This is a genomic window from Streptomyces olivaceoviridis (genome assembly GCF_014650115.1).
GTDB lineage: Bacteria > Actinomycetota > Actinomycetes > Streptomycetales > Streptomycetaceae > Streptomyces > Streptomyces olivaceoviridis.
Genome location: NZ_BMUI01000001.1, coordinates 272309 through 295257, shown reverse-complemented (window position 1 = coordinate 295257; position 22949 = coordinate 272309). Strand labels below are relative to the sequence as shown.

Annotated in this window: 20 protein-coding genes and 2 pseudogenes; 11 read left to right on the top strand and 11 right to left on the bottom strand. The window is 71.7% G+C overall.

Features of this window, described 5'->3' with window-relative positions; translation table 11 throughout:
- Positions 1 to 2: 2 nt before the first annotated feature.
- From IE273_RS01350 to IE273_RS01335, 4 genes are all read right to left on the bottom strand, one after another.
- Positions 3 to 1640 carry an ABC transporter substrate-binding protein gene (locus IE273_RS01350; protein ID WP_189813261.1) on the bottom strand — a complete coding sequence of 546 codons (1638 nt, stop codon included), beginning with the start codon at positions 1638 to 1640 and terminating at the stop codon, positions 3 to 5.
- Between the two features lie 245 nt (positions 1641 to 1885).
- Complete coding sequence (locus tag IE273_RS01345) at positions 1886 to 3028, bottom strand: LLM class flavin-dependent oxidoreductase (RefSeq protein ID WP_189813260.1); 1143 nt, start codon at positions 3026 to 3028, stop codon at positions 1886 to 1888.
- Positions 3029 to 3145: 117 nt separating this feature from the next.
- Positions 3146 to 3589, bottom strand: coding sequence for an AAA family ATPase (locus IE273_RS01340; RefSeq protein WP_229887034.1), 444 nt, complete (start codon positions 3587 to 3589; stop codon positions 3146 to 3148).
- Positions 3590 to 3782: 193 nt separating this feature from the next.
- On the bottom strand, positions 3783 to 4796 hold the full coding sequence (locus IE273_RS01335) for a ScbA/BarX family gamma-butyrolactone biosynthesis protein (protein WP_189813259.1): 1014 nt from the start codon (positions 4794 to 4796) through the stop codon (positions 3783 to 3785).
- A 131-nt stretch (positions 4797 to 4927) separates the two neighbouring features.
- On the opposite strand from IE273_RS01335, the gene IE273_RS01330 reads away from it, so the two are divergent.
- From IE273_RS01330 to IE273_RS01320, 3 genes and pseudogenes are all read left to right on the top strand, one after another.
- Entirely contained in the window at positions 4928 to 5569 is a 642-nt protein-coding gene (locus IE273_RS01330; protein WP_229887033.1) for a ScbR family autoregulator-binding transcription factor, read from the top strand.
- Entirely contained in the window at positions 5566 to 6486 is a 921-nt protein-coding gene (locus IE273_RS01325) for an NAD(P)H-binding protein (protein ID WP_189813258.1), read from the top strand. Before IE273_RS01330 ends, IE273_RS01325 begins: the two co-directional genes overlap by 4 nt.
- A gap of 96 nt (positions 6487 to 6582) precedes the next feature.
- Positions 6583 to 7312, top strand: a pseudogene (locus IE273_RS01320) (SDR family NAD(P)-dependent oxidoreductase).
- 593 nt (positions 7313 to 7905) lie between these two features.
- Here IE273_RS01320 and IE273_RS01315 read toward each other — a convergent pair.
- Positions 7906 to 8535, bottom strand: coding sequence for a TetR family transcriptional regulator (locus IE273_RS01315; protein WP_189813257.1), 630 nt, complete (start codon positions 8533 to 8535; stop codon positions 7906 to 7908).
- Between the two features lie 543 nt (positions 8536 to 9078).
- Between IE273_RS01315 and IE273_RS45030 the strand changes: the two are divergent.
- The 7 genes and pseudogenes from IE273_RS45030 to IE273_RS01280 form a co-directional block, all read left to right on the top strand.
- A pseudogene (locus IE273_RS45030) lies at positions 9079 to 9132 on the top strand (hypothetical protein); the annotation flags it as partial.
- Between the two features lie 166 nt (positions 9133 to 9298).
- Complete coding sequence (locus IE273_RS01305; RefSeq protein WP_189813256.1) at positions 9299 to 10153, top strand: MBL fold metallo-hydrolase; 855 nt, start codon at positions 9299 to 9301, stop codon at positions 10151 to 10153.
- Positions 10154 to 10589: 436 nt separating this feature from the next.
- The gene (locus tag IE273_RS01300; RefSeq protein WP_189813255.1) at positions 10590 to 11387 is read left to right on the top strand and encodes an HAD family hydrolase; all 798 of its coding nucleotides are present in this window, start codon (positions 10590 to 10592) and stop codon (positions 11385 to 11387) included.
- Positions 11384 to 12376, top strand: a complete 993-nt coding sequence (locus IE273_RS01295) for a class I adenylate-forming enzyme family protein (RefSeq protein WP_229887032.1) — start codon at positions 11384 to 11386, stop codon at positions 12374 to 12376. The genes IE273_RS01300 and IE273_RS01295 overlap by 4 nt, the downstream gene beginning before the upstream one ends.
- A gap of 75 nt (positions 12377 to 12451) precedes the next feature.
- Positions 12452 to 13198, top strand: a complete 747-nt coding sequence (gene recO, locus IE273_RS01290) for a DNA repair protein RecO (RefSeq protein ID WP_014672589.1) — start codon at positions 12452 to 12454, stop codon at positions 13196 to 13198.
- A 30-nt stretch (positions 13199 to 13228) separates the two neighbouring features.
- Positions 13229 to 14077 carry an isoprenyl transferase gene (locus tag IE273_RS01285; protein WP_189813254.1) on the top strand — a complete coding sequence of 283 codons (849 nt, stop codon included), beginning with the start codon at positions 13229 to 13231 and terminating at the stop codon, positions 14075 to 14077.
- A gap of 40 nt (positions 14078 to 14117) precedes the next feature.
- The gene (locus IE273_RS01280) at positions 14118 to 15443 is read left to right on the top strand and encodes a histidine-type phosphatase (RefSeq protein WP_189813253.1); all 1326 of its coding nucleotides are present in this window, start codon (positions 14118 to 14120) and stop codon (positions 15441 to 15443) included.
- A gap of 22 nt (positions 15444 to 15465) precedes the next feature.
- Here the strand turns inward: IE273_RS01280 and IE273_RS01275 are convergent, their stop codons facing one another.
- The 4 genes from IE273_RS01275 to IE273_RS01260 are packed head-to-tail and all read right to left on the bottom strand — an operon-like array spanning position 15466 to position 18609.
- Complete coding sequence (locus IE273_RS01275) at positions 15466 to 15885, bottom strand: Fur family transcriptional regulator (protein ID WP_014672587.1); 420 nt, start codon at positions 15883 to 15885, stop codon at positions 15466 to 15468.
- A 59-nt stretch (positions 15886 to 15944) separates the two neighbouring features.
- Positions 15945 to 16847 carry a metal ABC transporter permease gene (locus tag IE273_RS01270; protein WP_189813252.1) on the bottom strand — a complete coding sequence of 301 codons (903 nt, stop codon included), beginning with the start codon at positions 16845 to 16847 and terminating at the stop codon, positions 15945 to 15947.
- Positions 16847 to 17617, bottom strand: coding sequence for a metal ABC transporter ATP-binding protein (locus tag IE273_RS01265; RefSeq protein WP_189813251.1), 771 nt, complete (start codon positions 17615 to 17617; stop codon positions 16847 to 16849). The genes IE273_RS01270 and IE273_RS01265 overlap by 1 nt, the downstream gene beginning before the upstream one ends.
- Before the next feature lie 11 nt (positions 17618 to 17628).
- Entirely contained in the window at positions 17629 to 18609 is a 981-nt protein-coding gene (locus tag IE273_RS01260) for a metal ABC transporter substrate-binding protein (protein WP_189813250.1), read from the bottom strand.
- A 160-nt stretch (positions 18610 to 18769) separates the two neighbouring features.
- Between IE273_RS01260 and IE273_RS01255 the strand changes: the two genes are divergently transcribed.
- Entirely contained in the window at positions 18770 to 20152 is a 1383-nt protein-coding gene (locus IE273_RS01255; RefSeq protein WP_189813249.1) for a glycine--tRNA ligase, read from the top strand.
- A 68-nt stretch (positions 20153 to 20220) separates the two neighbouring features.
- Here IE273_RS01255 and IE273_RS01250 read toward each other — a convergent pair whose 3' ends face one another.
- Complete coding sequence (locus IE273_RS01250; protein ID WP_189813248.1) at positions 20221 to 21273, bottom strand: chitinase; 1053 nt, start codon at positions 21271 to 21273, stop codon at positions 20221 to 20223.
- Between the two features lie 165 nt (positions 21274 to 21438).
- Positions 21439 to 22866, bottom strand: coding sequence for an MFS transporter (locus IE273_RS01245; protein WP_189813247.1), 1428 nt, complete (start codon positions 22864 to 22866; stop codon positions 21439 to 21441).
- Positions 22867 to 22949 lie beyond the last annotated feature (83 nt).

The following is a 22949-nucleotide window of genomic DNA, read 5'->3' as shown; positions in this document are numbered from 1 at the left end:
CGTCAGCTCCACTTGGCCTGGAGCACGTTGATGCCCGGGTACGGCTGGGCCCGTACCCCGCTGAGCTCGCGCGGGTCCCAGGCGGTCATCAGCTCGTTGTGGACGACCGGGTAGAGCACGGCCTGCTCGGCGACGACGTCGATGTAGTCCTGGATCATCGCCTTCTTCTTCGCGGGGTCCGGCTCGCGGGTCGCCCGGTCCATGTCCTTGAACAGCCGCTGGGCGACGGGGTGGCCGGCCCACCGCGTGTACCGCATCCACAGGTTCTCGGGCCCGTAGTTGTAGTGCATGATCAGGTCGGCGTCGCGCCCGAACTGGTTCGGGTTGGAGGCCGCCGCGACCACCTGGTAGTCCTGCTTCTGGTCCATCTTGGTGAAGACGGCCGTGGTCTCCTGCGGCGCCAGGGTGGTCCGCACGCCGATCGCGTCCCAGGAGGACTTGATGGTCGGCAGGCAGTCCACGATCCAGCTGACGTTGACGGCGAGGATCTCGACCGTGAGGTCGGTGACCCCGGCGGCCCTCAGCAGGGCCTTGGCCTTGTCGGGGTCGTGGTCGTAGACGGTCCCGGCCCGGCGGTAGCCGGGACTGCCCTCGTTGAGGAACGAGGACGCGGGCCTGCCGTGGCCCTTCAGCGCGACCCGCACCATCTTCTCGGTGTCGATGGCGTAGTGCAGCGCCTGGCGGACGCGGACGTCGTCGAAGGGCTCGTGCCGGGTGTTGAACATCAGGAAGAGGTTGTTCATCCCGGCACCGCCGGCGACCTTCAGCCCGCCCTGCTCCAGCCGGGGGATGTTGGCGTAGGGAATGTTGTCGGCGATCTGCGCGCCGGCGCCGGTCCCGGAGATCTTGGCGACGCGTGGTGCCGCGTCCACGATGGTCAGCCAGTTCATCTTCCGGAACGCGGGCCTGCGGGGACCGTTGTAGGCGGCGAACGCCTCGAAGGTGGTGTTCGACTTCGGGTGGTGCGCGGTCTGCCGGTACGGCCCCGAGCCCACGGCCAGCCCCTTGATGGCGTCGTCCCAGGCGCCGGGCCGGGAGAAGACGTGCCGGGGCATGATCTTGGCGAGGGTGAGCCGGGAAAGACCGTCCGGGAAGGGGAACTTGAGGACGAGTTCGACGGTCCGGGCGTCGACCTTCCGCACGGAGTCCAGCCAGGGGGCGAAGAACCCCTTGGCGAGCGTCTGGGTGTCCGGATCGAGTATCCGGTCGAAGACGAACACGACGTCGTCGGCGGTGACGGGCTTGCCGTCGTGGAAGGTGGCGCCGGAGCGGAGCGGGAACCGCCAGGTGGTGGCCGACGGGTCGGCGGGGATCGCGGTGGCCAGCGCCGGATACGGCTCCCGGGTGATCGGGTCCGTGTCCAGCAGCCCCTCGTAGACGTGGTTGTTGGCGGCCATCGCGAACGCCGACGCGGTCTGCGTCGGGTCCCAGCTGCCGTCGTTGCCGTACCCGATCACGGCGGTCAGCGTCCGGTCCTTGCCGCTGCCGCCGCCTCCGGTGTCGTTCGTCGACTCCGGACCCGCGGAACAGGCGGCCAGGGCGGGGGACAGGGCGGCGGTCGCGCCGAGCGCGCCCGAGTACTTCAGGAACTGCCGGCGCGGCGGTGCCGGTACGCCGGGGTTCACGTCGTCGTCGCGCACGGGTCCTCCAGCGGGTGAGGGGAGGGGTGGGAGGTGAGGTACGACGTCCTACGTCCTATGTCCGGTCGGTAGCGCGACCATAGGAGGGCCCCCGGGGGCGGTCAAGACGGCGCACACGAATGGCGGATGCGTCGGAGGTCGCACCCATGGGGGGTCCGCGGCGCCCCGGGGACACGACGCGGCAGACCGACAGCGCCCGTCCACGGGGCTGTCGGTCTGCGGTGGGTGGGGGAGCGGCTCGGTGGTCAGTCCGTCTGGGCCTCCCGGGCGCGGCGGGCCTCGGTGTGGGGGAAGACGTGGCGGTTGTCGATGCTCCACTGGATGGACTCGTCACCGCGTGCGGTGGAGCCCGAGAAGCGCGGGGCCACCTGCTCGGCCAGCAGCGCGTAGCTCTGCTTCGTCTTCTCGAAGGACGCCCAGTTCATGGCGTAGACGAGGAACGTGCCGAAGCCGCCGGTCTGCTCCTGGAGCCGCTCGATCGCGGCGACGGCGTCCTCGGGGGAGCCGACGATCGCCAGGCCCTGCTCGACCCCCGCCTCCAGCTCCTGCGAGGACTTGACGCCCTCCATGCCGGCGGCGACGTCGAAGCCGGCGGCCTTGCCCCAGGAGCCCCACAGCCACTCGGAGAAGCCCTGCCGCACGTCCTGGTAGGCCTGCTCGCGCGTCTCGGCGATGTACAGCGGCACGACGACGCGCCACGTGGCCCGGTCCATCGTGTTGCCGTGCTCCTCGGCGGACTCCTCGGCGTAGCGCCACTGCTGGGCCAGGTCCACGGCCGGCAGTCCGGGCGGCGGGGCACCCCAGGACACCAGGCTCAGGCCGAACTGCCCGGCCGCCTTCGGGCTGTTGGGAGTGCCGATGCTGGAGATGGCCATCTCGATGCCCGGCTTGCTGTAGCGGGGCAGCTGCATCTTGGCGTCCTGGAGCACGAACCAGTCGGTCTTGGCGCTCACCCGCTCCTCGCCGTTGACCAGTTCCCGGACGACGGGGATCGCCTCGCTCGCCATGCGCTTGAGGTCGTCCTGCGCCACCCCGAACTGGTGCGAGTCGTTCGGGGTGGCGCCGGGGCCGACGCCGAGGATGTAACGGCCCCGGGTGAGGTGGTCGAGCATCAGGGCCCGGGTCGCGACGTTGTACGGGTGGTGGAAGGGCAGCGGCACGACGCCGTTGGCCAGCTTGATCTGCCGGGTCCGCTCGGCGGCGGCGATGATCGTCTCGGGGGCGCCGATCGTCGGCCAGGCCAGGGAGTGGTGCTCGCCGAACCAGCACTCGTCGTAGTTCAGCTCGTCGAGGTGCTCGACGAGCTGGAGGTCACGCCGAATGGTCAGGTGGGGGTCCTGACCCGGGGCGTGGAGGGGGGAAAGGAACACTCCGATTCCGCTGCGCACGGTGCTCTCCTTGCCGTGAACGGGGGCAGCCAAGGGGGGAGGGGGGAGCGAGGGCGTCGCCCGGAGGTGGACGGAGGTGGACGACGCCGGCGGTGGGCCTGCCGGCACTCGGGTCCGCTACGCGGTCTGCGGCAGGCCGGCGATCTTGAGGACCTGCTCGATCCGCTCCTCAAGACTTCCCGTGACGATGTGCAGCGGGACGTCGAGCGTCTTGACGATCTCCAGCATCAGTTCGTCGGACAGGGTGCGGAAGCGCTCGCTGATCGGGTCGACGCCCTCCGGCAGCGGGAACTCCACCGGGCAGTGGATGACGACGTCGTAGTTCGCCGTGGCGTGCTCCTTGCCCAGCAGGGCGAGCTGGTCCACGACCTCCCCGTAGGGGCTGGTCGAGGCGTGCACGTCGGCGAGGGTGACCGACGGCTCGGGGTAACGGCCCACGGCGAGCCGCACCTTGCTGTAGACCCACTCGTGCAGCACCGAGCCGTCCGAGAGGAAGCCGTCCTGGAGCCGGGCCTCGTCCACGGCGCGCTTCGGACGGGCTGAGCGGGACAGAAGAATCATGGCAACAGCCGCCGGAATGACCCAGACTCCAAATTCAACAGCGTCGGCGAGCCCATCACCACAAACACGATTGCTGTCACCAACAAGCAGCCGGGCCGGCTGTGGCGCGGAGCGGAGCCGTGAAAAAAACGGGGAAGCCGCGGTGGCGTGGAGCCACCGCGGCTTCCCGGATGCGGGTGCGCTGTGCCGGGGTTCAGCCGGCGGCCGTCCCGGCCCGCCGGGCGCGGGGGAGCGGTGCCGGGGCCGGGACGATGCTGGTGATCAGCGTGGTGAAGGCGGTCTGCCCGTCCTGGACGCCGCTGATCCTTCGGCACTGCCGGCCGGGCTCGTCCGTCCCGGTGTCGTCCGTGACGATGGCGCACGGCAGGTCGAGTTCGACGTAGCGGTGGAAGACGGTGTCGAGTTCCACCGGGACGACCGGTCGTGGGGCCGCGTCGGCGTGGGCGGCCTGGATCACGGCCTCCAGCAGGACCATGCCGGGTATGTGGTCGTGGGGGTGGTCGAAGAGGATGCGGTGACCGGTGTCGCTCCGCAGGGCCCACCGGCGCGGGGTGCCGCCCGGACCGGCGGCGGTGTCCGGGCCGGCAGACGCGTCCGGGGCGAGCGTCACGTCGCGGGTGTCGGTACGGCCCACCAGCGCGGGTTCGACGGCGGGCCCCGGCGGCAGGGCGCGGGCGAAGGCCGCCTGGGCGTCGGCGCGAGCGCCGCGCAGTCGGTCGTAGAGGGCCGGCGGGTAGGCGGTGTAGCCGATGTGGGCGGTGCCGAGCGGCAGTCCGTTCCGGGTGGCCTGCACCCGGGCGGTGAGCCGGCACACGCCCGACCTGCGCCGCACGACGTCGTCGTGGGTGATCGTCAGCTGGACGACGGACGGGTCCGGGCCGGTGGCCAGGGCCTCGGGCGAGGCCGTGCAGGTCAGCCTCTCCCAGCCCATGCGGTGGTCCCGGGGCACGCCGAGTCCGAGATGGCTCGCCACGGCCAGGGCCTGGCGGACGCTCTCGATGAAGAACAGCAGACCGTGCCGCTGCGGGGTGGTGGTGTAGAAGGGGTGGTGCGCGGGCCATTCGACGGTCACCGCGTGGGTGCGGTCGGTCACCGGGTGCCAGTCGGTGACCAGTGCTTCGGTGAGGTCGACCTTGCCTGCGTACTGCTTGACGTCGGAGGCAGAGGAGTGTGATGAGACGATTCTCTGCCTGGTGGGCGTAGCCATCAAAGTCCCCCGAACAAGGTGTCGGCGCGAGGATGCGCAAAGGTGGGTGACAGCGTGGTGCCGGCCGGAGCCACGTCGTAAGATAGAGATAGTTCTTTTTTTTGTCGAGGGTGACTTCGGAGGGCTGGTCGATGGCTGAACTCACGGGCAAACGGGAGGTCAAGCAGGAGCGTGCGGTGCGCACCCGCGCGCTCGTCGCGCGCGCCGCCGCCGAAGTGTTCGCGGAGTGCGGGTTCGCCGGCGCGAGCGTCACCAAGATCACCCAGCGGGCCGGCCTGACGCTCGGGGCGATGTACTTCCACTTCGAGAACAAGGAGGCCCTGGCCCGGGAGATCGTGCGCAGCCAGCCGGACCGCGTGACGCCGCCGCATGAGTCCCGCGGCCTCCAGCACGCCATCGATATCACCTTGACATGGGCTCACCAACTGCTTGACGATCCCTTCCTGCTGGCCGGCGCTCGCCTCGTCATGGAGCAGGACCTGTTCATCGGTCCGGAGGAGAACTCGCACCAGCAGTGGACCGAGGTGATGGCGCAGGACCTGGCCCTCGCCCAGAAGGAGCGTGAAGTTCGCGCCAACGTCGACGTGAACGCGGTGGCGCGCCTGGTCGTCAACGCGTGCACCGGCGCACAGATGCATGCCCACCTGGAGAGCGGTCGCCGCGACCTCCCCCAGCGAGTGACGGAGATGTGGAACGTGCTGCTGCCCACCATCGCCACCCCGAGCGCGCTGAACCGCATGCGACTCGACGAGGCGCGCGGGAAGTCCGCGTGACGACGCCCGGTGCGCCCGCCCCGTCGCGCACCGGCGGACCCGCCACCGGTACCGCCGGCCCGGGGATCGTCGTCACCGGTGCCACCGGAGCCGTCGGACGTCATGTGGCGCGGCTCCTCGCGGAGCGCGCGGGAACACGGCACAGCCTGTTCGTACGCGACCCGGGCAAGGCCGCGGCGCTCGGACTGCCCGGCCCGGCCGTCCGGGGCGACTACACGGACCCGGAGTCGCTGCGCCGCGCGCTCGACGGCGCCGACGCCGTCTTCGTGGTCACGGCGAACCCGCTGCGCCCGGAGGACGACGAGCGCGTCCTGGCCGCCGCCCGCGCCGGCGGGGTGCGGCACGCCGTGAAGCTCTCCTGGTGCGGTGTCGCCGACCCGGGCGCCGACGACCTGGTCGCCCGCTGGAACCGGCGGAGCGAGGAACTGCTGCGCGACAGCGGGCTGTCCTGGACCGTACTGCGCATCCGCACTCCGATGTCGAACGCGCTCGCCTGGGCGCCGTCCATCCGTGACCGGGGTGTCGTACGGGCCTTCGGCGGGGCGGCACGCACGGCCTGTGTCGACCCGAGGGACGTCGCCATGGCGGCGGTGGCCGCGCTGACGGACCCTCAGCACGTCGGGCGGGCCTACGCGTTGGCCGGTCCGGAGCCGCTCTCGCCGCGCGAGCAGACCGGTGTCCTCGCCGAAGTCCTCGGCAGGCGCCTGGTGTTCGAGGAGGTCGCGGAGGAGGACGCCCGCGCCGGCTGGAGCCGCCGCTACGGCGAGCGGATCGCCGAGGCGCTGGTGTCCGGCGCACGGCGGCGGGCCGGGGGAGCGGCCGCCGCGTGCGACGACGGCACGCTGGCGCGGCTGCTCGGAGGGCGACCGCGGACCTTCGGGGAATGGGCCACCGATCACGTCCGGGAGTTCATCTGACTCGGGCATGACGGGGAGGGTCCGGTTCGGCGGGGACCGAACCGGTTGTCCGGAAACAACGGGGAGGGGAACAACGTGTTCACGGGCAAGACGGTCATGATCACGGGGGCGTCCAGCGGCATCGGCGCCGCGACGGCCCGCCATCTCGCGGCCCAGGGGGGCGGTCGTCCTCATGGCGCGGCGCGAGGAGAAGCTGGAGAAGCCGGCGGCGGAGATCGGTGCGGAGGGGGGCCGGGCGCTGCCGTGCCCGGGGGACGTCACATCGGCGGAGGACGTGCGCCGCGTCGTCGACACCGCCGTCTCCTCGTTCGGTTCCCTGGACGCGGCGTTCAACAACGCCGGCTGGGGGACGGCGGGCGTGCGGCTGCACGAGCTGACCGACGACGTCTACGACCAGATCATGGACGTCAACGTGCGCGGCGGGTGGAACTGCATGCGCTACCAGATCCCGGCGATGCTGGCCCACCAGGGCGGCACCATCCTCAACACCTCCAGCACGGCGGGGCAGTTCGCCACCGGGGCCGCGGCCCCGTACGTCGCCGCCAAGCACGCGCTGATCGGTCTGACGAGGGCGGCGGCGGCCGAGTACGGCGACCAGGGCATCCGGATCAACGCCCTGGTCGTCGGCACCACGCGGACGGAACTGATGGAGGCGGTGATCGAGCGGCACCCCGAGGTGGAGACCCAGGGGGTCTCCCGGGCCATCCAGCGGCGCATGGCCGACCCCCTGGAGATCGCCCGAGCCGCCGCCTGGCTCCTGAGCGACCAGTCGTCCTTCGTCACCGGCGCGGCCGTCCCGGTGGACGGAGGGTGCAGCGCGGTCTGACGGGCCCGGCCCCGCCCCGTCCCACGGGTGGCTTGCGACGGGCCCCACCGAGCGGTGGTCGACGGGCGGACCGTCGTGCGCGGGGCGCCGTCCGACGGCGATGGCGGTGGGCGGGTGGCCGGGGTGCGGGTACCGGACGATGGCCGCGGCGGGCAGGGTCCGTGGCGGTGCCGTGCGCGGCGGGCCGGCCGGCGACGACCGGACGACCCCGTCGCCACCGCCCACCAGGCGCCGTCCCGGACACCCGGCCCGCCGCCGGCCCGCGCGGGTCCCCGGACACGGCGGCGCGCTGACCGGGTTGGTGGGTGGGCGTGGCGTTGTCGGTCGACGGCGGCGCGTTGACCGGATCGGTGGGTGGCCGTGCGTCGTCGGTCGACACCGGCGGCGCCGACCGGGTTGGTGGGTGGGCGTGGCGTTGTCGGTCGACACCGGCGCGCTGACCGGATCGGTGAGCGGCCGTGCGTCGTCGGTCGACACCGGCGGCGCCGACCGGATCGGTGGGTGGGCGCGCTGACCGTCGGTCGACACTTCCGCGCCGACCGAATCGGCGGGTGGCCGTGGCGGCATCCCGTCCGGGGCGCATACCGGGTCGTTCAGGCCGCCCCGTCCTCCGCCTGCGCCGGGTCCACCGCGGTGCCGATCAGGCCGGTCAGCAGGACGGCCCAGACCGCGTTCAGCTGGGACAGGTGGGAGGCGCAGCCCTCGGTGGGCTGGGGGGAGTCCAGCACGCCCAGGACCAGGTACCGCAGGAGCAGCGCCACGATCTCGGGGTCGACGCCGGTGCGCAGTTCCTTCTCCCGGCTCGCCTGGTCCAGCAGGCCGCGTACGTCGGGCAGCCAGGAGTCGGTCCAGTCCGCGGGCCCGGGCACCCGTTCCCGGGTCAGCCGGCCGGCGGCCCGCACGGTCGGCTCCTCGCACAGCAGGGCCGCCACGGCGTGCGCGATGCGGACGACCCGTTGCAGGAGCGGGTAGTCGGGCTCCTCCGCGGGCTCCGCACCGGTGCGGGCCACCGCCTCGCGGGTGATCTCGGACCCCTGGGCGTGCACGGCTTCCGCCAGGGCCGGCTTGGTGGGGAAGTGGAAGGTCAGGGCGCCCATGGTGACGCCCGCGGACCTGCTGACGCGCTGGAGCGACGTACCGCTGTACCCCTGGAGGGAGAACTCCCTGGCGGCGGCCTCCAGCAGACGCCCTCGCGTCCGCTCGGCCCGCTCCTGACTGACCATGCTCCCTGGCCTCCGCACGTTCGGTGGGCTGTTCCCGCGGCTGCGGAGACCCGCACACCCGTCGAACAATGATAGCGCTCGTTATCTTTATGCGTAGTACGTCCACCCGCAACCCCGAGGTCGGCAAGGTGGCGTGAACTGACCGGGCCCGACTCTCCTGGGCGATGGTCAAGGATGCGCGCAAAAATAAAAATATTACTCTCTTCATGTCTCTAAAAAAATAATGGTACCTATTATGTTGTGAGTGCACCGAGACGGGGGGCGCGAACGTTGCACACGGAGGAGGGGCACCATGATGACTGGTACTGGATCTCCGGCATCCGGCGTCGCGTTGTCTGTGATCCGCCGCAAGCGCCGGGAGGCGGTACCCGCCCCGCGGCGGGGCGCCGTCCAGGCGCCGGCGGCGGCCAAGCCGGCCGACCTGAGGTTCGCCGAACTCGGCAGCTTCCTGGCGGCCGGCGTGCGGAGGTCACTCCGGAGCAGGTGGGACTGCCGGGCGGCGGATCCCGCCGGCTGAGCGGTCTGCGCCGCGAGGAGGTGGCCATGCTGGCGGGTATCGGGGCGTCCTGGTACGCGTGGATCGAGCAGGGGAGGGCCAAGAACGTCTCCCCGGAGATCCTCGCGGCCATCGCCGGTGTCCTGCGGCTGGACGAGGCGCAGTGTCTGTATGTGATGCGGCTGGCCGGCTACACCGCGCCGCGCCGCCCCCGGGCCGGCGTGGAGGACGACGATCTGCTCGGACGTCACCCACCGAAGGATCACCATGCCGCTCCCCACGGGGCTCAACTCCTCACCCGCCGCGCTGCGTTCGCTGCGCCTGGGCGACCACACCGTCACGGTCGTCCCCGACGGCGCGGTGCAACTGCACCCGCGGCGCTGGCTGCCCGACTCGACGGACCACGACTGGACGGGCGACCACGCCGGTCTCCTGGACGACCAGGGCTACCTCGGGACGTCCGTGGCGAGCCTGCTCGTGGAGCACGACGGCCGGGCCCTGCTCCTCGACGCCGGGTTCGGGCCGCACGACATCCCGGCCGAGGACACCATCGACACCATCGGCGCCCTCCACGGCGGACGGCTCCCCGACGCCCTCGCCCGGGCCGGCCGCGACCCCGCCGACATCGAGGCCGTCGCCTTCACACACCTGCACGACGACCACATCGGATGGGCGTTCCGGCCCGGCCCGGACCGTCCCTCCCCGTTCACGCGGGCCACACTGCTGGCCTCCGCGGACGAATGGGCCGACTGGCCGGCACCCCCGAAGGCCGCCGGTCTCCCGGTGACCCCGGGACAGGAGATCTTCCCCGGCGTCACCGCATGGCCCGCCCCCGGACACACGGGCGGCCACACGGCGTACGTCGTCTCGGCCGGCGGGCGGCGGGTGATCGCGTTCGGGGACGTCTTCCACAGCCCCGCCCAACTCGCCCGCCCCGACTGGCGGGTGTCGATGGACGCCCTGCCCGAGCAGGCGGTGCGCACGCGACGGGAGATGCTGGCCGAGCTGACGCGCCCGGACACCCTGGCCTTCGCCAACCACTTCGCGCGGGGACAGCTCGGACGCGTCGTGCACGGCGGGGGCGGGACGCGCTGGGAGCCGCTGTCCGAAGAAACCGCATAACGCGTTCCGGCCCGAAAGGCGGGCCCGGCACCGGGGAATTCCCGTGCCGGGCCCGCTTTTTTCGTGTTCTGCCGGTGGTGAGGTGCCGCGGGACGAACGTGTTGGTGCGGGCGGCAGCATCTTCGGTGATGGCGTCGGGGAAGCCGGTGACATTGAAGTCTGGGGGGCCGGGAGGCCGCCGGTGAAATGATTCCTGACATGAGCCAGAACATCGCCCAGGGCGGTGCTCATGGAACCGGCGGACCCCTGGCCGGCGCGCCCGGCAGCGGGCCGGAACGCCCCACGGCGTCTTCTTCCGCCCGCCGGCCGCATTCCCTCCGGCCGGGGACGACCGGCCCGTCAAAGGAAATGTGAGCGGAGCCCCGGAAATCGGGTGGAGGAGATTTCGGCGCGCGGCCGGCCCATTCGCCCCCAGACCTCAGGAGCGTACCGACCCATGAACCGCACGCGAGTCGCCTTCTTCGACGTGGACGGCACCCTGACCACGTCCGGCAGCATGTTCCGTCTCCTCGCCTTCTACCTCGCCGCCATGGGCCACCCGCCGCGCGTGTACGAGGAGCGGCGCCGCGAGCTGAAGGCCATGGCCGCGATCGGCTGTCCGAGGGAGGCCACCAACCGGGCCTACTTCAGCGGTTTTCAGGGGGTGGACGCCGCCGTCCTCGCCGGCGTGGCGGACGCGTGGTTCGCGGCCGAGCTGTCCACCGGCGGCTACTACCACGAGCCGGCCCTGGCCGCGCTGCGCCGCCATCAGGAGCGGGGCGACCACGTCGTCCCGGTGTCCGGGTCGTTCCCGGCGCCGCTCCGGCCGATCGCCGCCGACCTGGGCGTCGAGGAAGTCTGGTGCACCGAGCCGGAGATCGTCCACGGGCGGCACACCGGTGACCTCAAGGGCCCGCCGATGATCGGCGCCGCCAAGGCCGAGGCCGTCCGGACCGTCCTCGCCCGGCGCGGCGCCACCCCGGACGACTGCGTCGCGTACGGCGACCACGTCTCCGACCTGCCGATGTTCAAGGCCGTCGGCTCCGCCGTGGTCGTCGGCGGCGATGAGCGGCTGCGCACCTCGGCGCGCGCCCACGGGTGGCCCCTGCTGCCCGGCGCCCTCCCCCCGCCCGCGCTGCCGCTGCCGCGGACCGGCCCCGGTGCCGCCGCCCGTACCCGCCCGGCCTTCCATTCGCCTCACTCGTCCTTCGCCCCCACCTCACCCACCCGCTACGAGATGCCGGAGACCGCATGACTGCCTGGTTCTTCGAACGGATGCACAGCTTCGGTGACGCCGACGCGATCGTCTTCGACGGCCGGAGCCACAGCTACGCCCAGTTGCTGGAACTGACCGGCCAGTGGAAGACCTTCCTCGACGCGCGGCAGGTGCGGCCCGGACAGGTGGTCGCCCTGGAGGGCGCCGGCAGCGTCGAGGCCTGCGCCGGGCTGCTCGCCCTGATCGACCGCGGCGCCGTCGTCGTACCCCTGACCCGGCTGCCCCCGGCCAAGCGGTCCGAGTTCCTGGACATCGCCGAGGTGGAAGCCGTCATCACCGTCGACGCCCTCGGCGGCCGGCACCGGTTCGAGGCCACCGGCCACACGGCCGGCCACGACCTGTACGGCCGGCTGCGCGCGGCGCGGACGCCCGGCCTGGTGCTGTTCAGCTCCGGCACCACCGGCCGCAGCAAGGCGACGGTCCTGGACTTCGCCAAGGTGCTGGGCAAGTACGGCGAGGCCCGCAAGCCCCAGCGGACCCTCGGCTTCCTGAACCTGGACCACATCGGCGGCATCAACACGCTGCTGCACACGCTCAGCCAGGGCGGAGCGCTCGTCACCATCGACGACCGCACCCCCGACACGGTGTGCGCCGCGATCGCCGCCCACCGGATCCAGGTGCTGCCCACCACGCCCACGTTCCTCAACATGCTGCTCATCTCGCGCGCCTACACGCGCCACGACCTCAGCACCCTGCGGCTGATCACCTACGGCACCGAGCCCATGCCGCTCGGCGTGCTCCAGCGGCTCGACGCCACGCTGCCCGGTGTCCGTCTGAAGCAGACCTACGGCCTGTCCGAGCTGGGCATCCTGTCCACCCGGTCCCGCGACAACGACAGCCTCTGGGTCAAGCTCGGCGGAGAAGGCTTCGACTACCGGATCCGCGACGGCATCCTGTGGATCCGCTCTGGCATGGCCATGCTCGGCTACCTCAACGCGCCCGCGCCTTGGCCCCCCGACAACCGGTAACAAGTGCGTACGCACAGTAGTGGTGCCACCAATACGCGCGACGGTGCCGCCCCCGGCATGGGCGAGAATGGAGCCATGAGTCTGTTCCGCGACGACGGCATCGTGCTGCGCACCCAGAAGCTGGGTGAGGCGGACCGGATCATCACGCTGCTCACGCGCGGCCACGGCCGGGTGCGGGCCGTCGCCCGGGGCGTGCGGCGTACGAAGTCCAAGTTCGGCGCCCGGCTCGAACCCTTCTCCCACGTCGACGTGCAGTTCTTCGCGCGGGGGAGCGAGCTGGTCGGGCGCGGGCTGCCGCTGTGCACCCAGAGCGAGACCATCGCCCCCTACGGCGGCGGGATCGTCACCGACTACGCGCGCTACACCGCCGGGACCGCCATGCTGGAGACGGCCGAACGGTTCACGGACCACGAGGGCGAGCCGGCCGTCCAGCAGTACCTGCTGCTGGTCGGCGCCCTGCGGACGCTCGCCCGCGGCGAGCACGCGCCGCACCTCGTCCTCGACGCCTTCCTGCTGCGCTCCCTCGCCGTCAACGGCTACGCGCCCAGCTTCGGCGACTGCGCGAAGTGCGGGATGCCCGGTCCGAACCGGTTCTTCTCCGTGGCCTCCGGCGGCTCCGTCTGCGTGGACTGCCGGGTGCCCGGCAGTGTCGTACCGTCCCCGCAGACCCTGGTACTGCTGGGGGCGCTGCTTACGGGAGACTGGGAGACGGCGGACGCGTGCGAGGCGCGGTACGTCCGCGAGGGCAGCGGGCTGGTGTCCGCCTACCTGCACTGGCACCTGGAGCGCGGGCTGCGCTCCCTGCGGTACGTAGAGAAGTAAGCACGGCACGGTCGAGGAGACGAGAAGGACATGGTCGTACGCGGGATCCTGGGGCGCCAGCGGCGCGAGTACAAGGCGCCGGAGCCGCACCCGTCCGGTGCCCGCGCGCCCAAGCTCCCGGGTGAGCTGGTCCCGGAACACGTGGCGATCGTCATGGACGGCAACGGGCGGTGGGCCAAGGAGCGGGGGCTGCCGCGCACCGAGGGGCACAAGGTCGGCGCCGAGCGGGTGCTGGACGTGCTCCAGGGCTCCATCGAGATCGGCGTCCGCAACATCTCCCTGTACGCCTTCTCCACCGAGAACTGGAAGCGGTCGCCCGAGGAGGTCCGCTTCCTGATGAACTTCAACCGCGACTTCATCCGCAAGACCCGCGACCAGCTCGACGAGCTGGGCGTCCGGGTGCGCTGGGTGGGCCGGATGCCCAAGCTGTGGAAGTCGGTGGCCAAGGAGCTCCAGGTCGCCCAGGAGCAGACCAAGGGCAACGACCTGCTCACCCTGTACTTCTGCATGAACTACGGCGGCCGTGCGGAGATCGCCGACGCGGCGCAGCGGCTCGCCGAGGACGTGAAGGCGGGCCGGCTCGACCCGTCGAAGGTCAACGAGAAGACCCTCCAGAAGTACCTGTACTACCCGGACATGCCGGACGTCGACCTGTTCCTGCGGCCCAGCGGCGAGCAGCGCACGTCCAACTACCTGCTCTGGCAGAGCGCGTACGCCGAGATGGTCTTCCAGGACGTGCTGTGGCCCGACTTCGACCGCCGTGACCTGTGGCGGGCCTGTGTCGAGTTCGCCTCCCGCGACCGCCGCTTCGGCGGCGCCGTCCCGAACGAGGAACTGCTCGCCATGGAAGCCGCCATGAAGGGCGATTCCACCTCGTAGCCACCGGGGGTTCACGCGGGCCGCCGAGGATACGGGACTCATGAGACGTCTGACCCCTGTCCTCGCCCTCGGTGCCCTGCTGCTCACCGCCCTGCCCGCGCACGCGGTGGAAGGCCCCGCGCACCGCGAGGGTTACGGCACCAAGGCGCCCTACGCGCCGCAGCAGGACCCGCACGGTTACCAGCGGCCCCCGGCCGGGTTCGAGCCGGTCTTCACCGAGAACGTCTCCCGGCACGGCTCCCGCGCGGCCACGGACAGCGAGGACGGGGACCTGGTCCTCGCGCTGTGGGACCAGGCCGAGGCGGAGGGGCAACTCACCGGCAAGGGCGAGGAGTTCGGCCCGACGGTCCGCGCTCTGGAGGCCGCCATGGCCAAGGTCGGCTACGGCAACCTCAGCGGGCGCGGCAAGCGGGAGCTGGCGGACACGGCCGTACGCATGCAGCGGCGGCTGCCGACCCTGTTCAAGGAGATCGCGGACGACGGGGAGCGGATCGACGTCGTCAGCTCGGGGCAGGGGCGGGCCGTGGACAGCGGCACCGCGTTCACGGACGCCCTCGCCGAGGCCGACCCGGCGCTGGAGCCGCTCATCGGGCCGGCCCGCACCGACAAGGACCTGCTGTACTTCCACAAGGCGGCGGGCGGTGCCGCCTACCGCGACTACATCGCGGGCGACCAGCGCCTCAAGGACACCCTGAGCCGGATCACCGGCCAGTTCCGGACGCGGCAGGCCGCCCGCGGCGTGCTGCGGAAGATCTTCAAGGACGCCTTCGTGGAGCGGATCACCGACCAGGTGGGTGCCGCGGAGGCCGTCTACAACCTGTACGCCATCGCCCCCGCGATGAGCGAGGAGAGTCCGGGCGGCGCGGGCTGGGGCATGGAGCGGTTCGTCTCCCGTAAGGACGCGGCCTGGTTCGGGTATATCGGGGACGCCGAGGACTTCTACGAGAAGGGTCCCGGCTTCGCCGACAGCGACATCACCTACAAGATGGCGGACGTCCTGCTGGACGACCTGTTCCGGCAGGTCGAGGCCAAGCGCGCCGGCACCAGCCGGCTCGGCGCCGAGCTGCGCTTCACCCACGCCGAGGAGATCGTCCCGCTGGCCGCGCTGATGGGTCTGCCGGGCAGCACGGAGCCGGCGACGCCGGGGGAGCCGTACACCTACGCGGACAACCCGTGGCGGGGCGCCGCCGTCTCCCCGCTGGGCGCCAACATCCAGTGGGACGTCTTCCGCAAGGGCGACCGCTGGCTGGTGCGGATGCTCTACAACGAGAAGGAGACGGCGTTCAGGGCGGGTTGCCGTCCGGTCGCGAAGGGCAGCGCCTTCTACGACCTGGACGAGCTGGAGCGCTGCTTCGGGCGGAGGTGAGTCGGAGCGGGCGCCCCGGCGGTCAGCCCTGCGCGCAGCCGGCGCAGTCGGCACACGTGCCGAAGATCTCCACCGTATGGGCCACGTTGACGTAGCCGTGCTCGGCGGCGATCGCCTCGGCCCACTTCTCCACCGCCGGGCCCTCCACCTCCACCGCCTTGCCGCAGGCGCGGCAGACCAGGTGGTGGTGGTGTTCGCCGCTGGAGCAGCGGCGGTAGACGGACTCGCCGTCGGACGTGCGCAGGACGTCCACCTCGCCGGCCTCGGCGAGGGACTGGAGGGTGCGGTAGACCGTGGTCAGGCCGACGGAGTCGCCCTTGTGCTTGAGCATGTCGTGCAGTTCCTGCGCGCTGCGGAACTCGTCGACCTCGTTCAGGGCCGCCGCCACGGCTGCACGCTGGCGGGTCGCGCGGCCCTTCACGGGCGGTCCAGCGGTCGTCACCGTTGCCTCCTCACGTCTGCTGCTGCCCGGGCCATTCTGCCAGCCCGGGCCGTCGGTGGTCAGACGCCGACCTCGTCGCCGGCGCCCCGCGCGGCCGGAATCGCACAGTCCGCGGGGTCCCCGGCGGGCTGGGCCGCGGCGGCCGCGCGGGCGCGTCGCCGGGCCAGCGGGCCGGCCAGCGCGGTCAGCACGAGGAACGCGGCGATGGTCAGCAGGACGATCGTGGCGCCGGGCGGGACGTCCTGGTAGTACGACGTGACCGTGCCGCTGACGGCCACCGCCACCCCGATCGCCACCGCGATCACGAAGGTGACGGTGAAGCTGCGGCTGAGCTGCTGTGCCGCCGCCACGGGGACGACCATCAGCGCGGACACCAGCAGCAGGCCGACGACCCGCATGGCGACCGTCACGGTGACGGCCGCGGTGATCGCCGTCAGCAGGTTCAGCGCGCGCACCGGCAGACCCGTGACCCGCGCGAACTCCTCGTCCTGGCTGACCGCGAACAACTGGCGGCGCAGGCCCAGCGTGACCAGCAGGACGAACGCGGCGAGCACGCAGATCGCGGTCACGTCGGACTCGGACACCGTCGACAGGGAGCCGAACAGGTACGACGTCAGGTTGGCGGTGGAGCCGCCCGGCGCGAGGTTGATCAGCATCACACCGCCGGCCATGCCGCCGTAGAACAGCATGGCCAGGGCGATGTCGCCGCGGGTCCTGCCGTACCAGCGGATCAGTTCCATCAGGACCGCGCCGAGGACGGAGACGGCCGTCGCCATCCACACGGGGGACGTGGACAGCAGGAAGCCGAGGCCGACGCCCGTCATGGCCACGTGTCCGATGCCGTCGCCCATCAGCGCCTGGCGGCGCTGGACCAGGTAGATGCCGATCGCGGGCGCGGTGATGCCGACCAGCACGGCGGCCAGCAGCGCCCGCTGCATGAAGGCGTAGTTCAGGAAGTCCATCAGCTCAGCAGTCCCGTGCGGATCGGTTCGGCGCCCGCCGGTGCGTGCGGGTGTACGTGGTCGTGGCCGGGCAGCGCGTGCTGGCCGACCGCGCGCGGCGGCGGGCCGTCGTGCTGCACACAGCCGTCGCGCAGGACGACCGCCCGGTCGATCAGGGGCTCCAGCGGGCCCAGCTCGTGCAGCACGAGCAGGACCGTCGTACCGGCCTCGACCTGCTGCTTCAGGGTGCGCGCCAGGATCTCCTGGCTGGCCAGGTCGACGCCCGCCATCGGCTCGTCCATGATCAGCAGTTCCGGCTCGGCGACCAGCGCGCGGGCGATCAGCACCCGCTGGTGCTGGCCGCCGGAGAGGGCGCCCGCGGAGTCCTTGGCGCGGTCCGCCATGCCGACCAGCTCCAGGGCCCGGCGCACGGCCTCCCGGTCGCTCTTGCGGAAGACGCCGAAGCGGGTGCGGGACAGCCGGCCCGAGGAGACGATCTCGGTGACCGTCGACGGGACCCCGCCCGCGGCCGTCGTCCGCTGCGGTACGTAACCCACGCGCGCCCAGTCCCCGAAGGACCGGCGCGGGGTGCCGAACAGCTCGATCGTGCCGCTGCTCACCGGCACCTGGCCGATGATCGTGCGGATCGCCGTGGACTTGCCGGAACCGTTCGCGCCGAGCAGTGCGACGACCTCGCCGCGGCCGACGGTGAGGTCGATGCCGCGCAGCACGGGGCGCGCGCCGAGTTCGGCGGCCACGCCGCGCAGGGCTATGACAGGCTCGCTGGTCATCTCGTCTCCTGTCACTTGGCGCCCAGTGCCTGCTGGAGCGCCTTGAGGTTGGCCCGCTGGACCGCGAAGTAGTCCTTGCCGCGGGACTTGCCGGTGATGCCCTCGATCGGGTCGAGGACGTCGGTCTTCAGGCCCGTGTCGTGGGCGAGGGTCCGGGCGGTCTTGTCGCTGACGAGCGTCTCGTAGAAGACCGTGGAGACGCCGTCGGCCTTGGCCATCCTCTCCAGGTCCCGGACGCGGGCGGCGCTCGGCTCGGACTCGGGGTCGAGGCCGCTCACGGCCTCCTCGGTGAGGCCGTAGCGCTCGGCGAGGTAGCCGAAGGCGGCGTGCGTGGTGATGAAGACCTTGGTCCGTGTGTCCGCGAGGCCCTCCTTGAACCGGGTGTTCAGCTCGTCCAGCTGCTTCACCAGGGCCGCGGTGTTCTTCTTGTAGTCGGCGGCGTGCTCCGGGTCGGCCTTCTCGAAGGCCCTGCCGACGCCCTCGGCGACCTGGGTGTAGCGCACCGGGTCGAGCCAGATGTGCGGGTCCTTGCCGGTGGATTCCCCGCCCTCGTGGCCGTCGTGCCCGGCCGCGTGGCCGCCGACCTCGTCGCCGTGGTCCTCCAGCGTGGTCAGGGAGGCCGCGTCGATCTTCGTCTTGACCGGGGACTGGGCCACCGCGTCGTCGACGGACGGCTGGAGGTTCTTCAGGTACAGGACCGCGTCGGACTCCTCCAGCGAGGCGATCTGCCGGGGGCTGATCTCCAGGTCGTGCGGTTCCTGGCCGGGCGAGGTGAGGGTGGTGACGTGGACGTGGTCCCCGCCGATCCGGTCGGCGAGGAAGGCCATCGGGTAGAACGACGCGACGACGTCGAACTTGCTCGTGTTGGCCGCGACCGCCTTGTCGCCGGAGCAGGCGGACAGCGTGCCGATCCCGAGGGCGGTGGCCGCGGCGACCGCGGCGGCGGGTATGAGGCGCTGCGCGCGGGACCGGGTGCGTCGTCGTGCGTTCATGACAGTCATTTTCAACAAAGATGGAAACCGTTGTCAACAACGCTCGTCAGGCGGTCCGGGCAGGGGCCGATTTGGTCGTGGGGGAGCATGCGCCGGTAACCTGAATCATTCGCTGGAAGCATCTCGCTTCAACGCCCGTCGTCGTAATGAAGAGAGCACCGTGGCCGCCGACAAGATCGACACCATCGTCAGCCTGAGCAAGCGCCGTGGCTTCGTTTTCCCTTGTAGTGAGATCTACGGCGGACAGCGTGCCGCCTGGGACTACGGACCGCTCGGTGTCGAGCTGAAGGAGAACATCAAGCGCCAGTGGTGGCGCTACATGGTGACGTCGCGCGAGGACGTCGTCGGTATCGACTCGTCCGTCATCCTGGCCCCCGAGGTCTGGGTGGCCTCCGGCCACGTCGCCACCTTCACGGACCCGCTGACCGAGTGCACCGCGTGCCACAAGCGGTTCCGCGCCGACCACCTGGAAGAGGCGTACGAGGAGAAGAAGGGTCACGCCCCGGCGAACGGCCTCGCGGACATCAACTGCCCGAACTGCGGCAACAAGGGCCAGTTCACCGAGCCCAAGCAGTTCTCGGGTCTGCTCTCCACCCACCTCGGCCCGACCCAGGACTCCGGCTCCGTCGCCTACCTGCGCCCCGAGACCGCCCAGGGCATCTTCACCAACTTCGCCCAGGTCCAGACCACCGCGCGCCGCAAGCCGCCGTTCGGCATCGCCCAGATGGGCAAGTCGTTCCGCAACGAGATCACGCCGGGCAACTTCATCTTCCGCACCCGCGAGTTCGAGCAGATGGAGATGGAGTTCTTCGTCAAGCCGGGCGAGGACGAGCAGTGGCAGGAGTACTGGATGGAGCAGCGCTGGAACTGGTACACCGGCCTGGGTCTCCGTGAGGAGAACATGCGCTGGTACGAGCACCCGAAGGAGAAGCTCTCCCACTACTCCAAGCGCACCGCCGACATCGAGTACCGCTTCCAGTTCGGCGGCTCGGAGTGGGGCGAGCTGGAGGGTGTCGCCAACCGCACCGACTACGACCTCTCCGCGCACTCCAAGGCCTCCGGCCAGGACCTCTCCTACTTCGACCAGGAGGCCGGCGAGCGCTGGACGCCGTTCGTCATCGAGCCGGCGGCGGGTGTCGGCCGCACCATGCTGGCCTTCCTGCTCGACGCCTACGTCGAGGACGAGGCGCCGAACGCCAAGGGCAAGATGGAGAAGCGCACGGTGCTGCGCCTGGACCACCGCCTGGCCCCGGTGAAGGTCGCCGTGCTGCCCCTGTCGCGCAACCCCGAGCTGTCCCCGAAGGCCAAGGGCCTCGCCCAGGCGCTGCGGCAGAACTGGAACATCGAGTTCGACGACGCCGGTGCCATCGGCCGCCGCTACCGCCGCCAGGACGAGATCGGCACGCCGTACTGCGTGACCGTCGACTTCGACACGCTGGAGGACAACGCGGTCACCGTCCGCGAGCGTGACTCCATGAAGCAGGAGCGCGTGTCGCTCGACCAGATCGAGGGCTACCTGGCCCAGCGTCTCGTCGGCGCCTAGTCACCACCGCCGGATGCCGGGCGAGCCGCCAGCGCGGACTCGTCCGGCATCCGTGTGTCCGCCCTCGCTCAGCGGCCCTGGAGCGCCTTGACGTTGTCGCCGAAGGTCCAGTTCTTCGCGCCGTCCCAGTTGACCGACCACGTCATCAGGCCCTTGAGCGACGTTCCGTAGTGCTTCCATGCCTGGGAGACCAGGGACGGGGACATGTAGCCGCCGCCCGCGCCGGACTGGGCGGGCAGGCCGGGCACCTGCTTGTCGTACGGCACCCTGATCGTCGTGCCCTGCACCACCAGGCCCTTGTCCAGGCAGTCGGTCTGGGCGGTGAAGCCCTGCACGGTGCCGGCCGCGTAGGAGTCGCCGGAGCAGCCGTACATGCTGCCGTTGTAGTACTGCATGTTCAGCCACCACAGGCGGCCGTTGTCCGCGTACTTCTTGATGACCGGCAGGTACGCGCCCCAGATGGAGCCGTAGGTGACGCTGCCGCCGGTGACGTACGCCGTCTCCGGGGCCATCGTCAGGCCGAAGCCGGACGGCATCTGCGCGAGGATCCCGTCGATGATGCGGATCAGGTTGGCCTGGGACGTGGAGAGCCGGCCGATGTTCCCGCTGCCGACCAGGCCCGTCTCGATGTCGATGTCGATGCCGTCGAAGTTGTACTTCTTCAGGATGGGCACGATCGTCGCCACGAAGCGGTCGGCCACGGTGGAGGAGCTGAGGTCGATCCCGGCCGCCGCGCCGCCGATGGACAGCAGGATCGTCTGGCCGGACGCCTTGGCCGCGCACATCTCGGCGGGCGTGGCCACCTTCACGCCGGCGTCCATGCCGTCCTCCCACAGGGCCGTGCCGTCGGAGCGGATCACCGGGAAGGCCGCGTTGATCACGTTGTAGCCGTGGGCGGGGATGCGGGAGTCGGTGATCGGGGTCCAGCCGAAGGGCGGGTGGACGCCGTTCGCGGCGCCGTCCCAGTTCTCCCAGTACCCCTGGAGCACCTTGCCCGCCGGTCTCGGCTTGAGCGCGCAGGTGTCGGCGGCGGAGGCGGCGGGCGCGGTGGCGATCGCGAGCGGGGCGAGGACGGCCGCGGTGAGCGCGGCGGTGAGGGCGCGCAGGGTACGGCGGAGCATGGGGCCTCCCGGTGGGGGTCGGTGAGCGTGGGCCATGTCGCAAACATGACAGTGCTCGTGGTCCAGACCTCTAGTCAATAGGTCTGGACCAAACCCCGGCCCGTGGGTCCGGACCGCACGGCCCGACGCACGCGCGCCGCCCGGCCGGCCGCGCGCGGCCCCCGCTCAGCCCACCGTCCGCGGCAGCCGCAGACTCAGCAGCCCCGTCAGCACGATCCCGCCCAACTGCACCAGCAACGTGCTGACCAGCGCGTCCCGCATGCCCAGATGCGGGACCAGGGTCAGGAACAGCGTGCCCAGCGTGGCCACCCCGAGCGCCAGCGCCGACTGCTGCGTGGTGACCATCACCCCGCTGCCGACCCCGGCCCGCGCGGGCGGCACCTCGGACATCACCAGCCGCATGATGTTGGGCAGTTGGAGCGCCTGCCCCGCACCGGCCACCGCCGCGCCCGGCAGCAGGGAGACGACGTCCAGCCGGGGCCAGTCCCGCCACGCGGCCAGCACGATCAGCAGCACGCCCACCCCCTGGAGCACGGACCCGGCCGTGACCACCCGGGTGCCGAAGCGGGCGATCAGCCGGGGCCCGGCGAGCGAGACGAGCAGGAACGCCACGGCCATCGGCGCCAGCGCCAGCCCGGCCGGCACCGGTCCGAGCCCGGCACCCTGCTGCAACGCCAGCGCGATCATGAACATGAACCCGCTGAAGCCGATGGAGAACGGCACCATCAGCTCCAGACCGCGCCGCATGGACGGCACCCGGAACAGGCTCGGCGGCACCAGCGGGGTCCGCCCCGACCGGTCCGCCCGCCGCTCCACCACCCAGAACGCGCCCGCCGCGAAGGGGAACGCGATCAGCGACAGCCAGGTCCACAGCGGCCAGCCGGCCGCCCGGCCCTCGGTGAGCGGCGCGAGCAGCGTCAGCAGGGACACCGCCAGCAGCACGGTGCCCGGCCCGTCCACGGGTTCGGGGTGCTGCGACCGGGTCTCCGGCACGAACCGGGCGGCGAGCACGAGCCCCAGCACGACCACCGGCACATTGACGAGGAAGATGGCCCGCCACCCGGTCCCGGCGATGTCGGCGGCGACCAGCACCCCGCCGAGAATCTGCCCGGCGACCATGGACAGCCCGGCCGTGGCGCCGTAGAGGCTCATGGCCTTGGCCCGGCGCGCGCCGCTCGTGGCGGACTGGATGGTGGCGAGCACCTGCGGCAGCATCGCGGCGGCCGAGGCGCCCTGCGCGACCCGGGCCGCGACCAGGCTCCAGGCGCCGGGCGCGAGTCCGCAGGCCAGCGAGGTGAGCCCGAAGGCGGCCATCCCGGCGAGGAAGAGCCGGCGCCGGCCGAACAGGTCCCCGAGCCGCCCGCCGAGCACGAGCAGCACGGCGTACGCGACCCCGTACCCGGCGACGACCAGCTCCAGCACGGCCTCGCCCGCGGCGAGATCGGTGCCGATGGTCGGCAGGGCGACGTTGACGATGAAGAAGTCGACCAGCGGCAGCGCCGCGGCCAGCAGGACGGTGAAGAGCCCGGGCCCGGTGAGCGCGGGCGGCGCCGCCGTCGGCCGGACGGCGGGGGCGGTGACGGTTTCACTCATGCTCCCGAGCCTGGAACACCGCCCAGGCTGGTACCAGAGTCTCGTCATCCTGGTAGCGGAACTACCCGGAACCACCCGGAGGC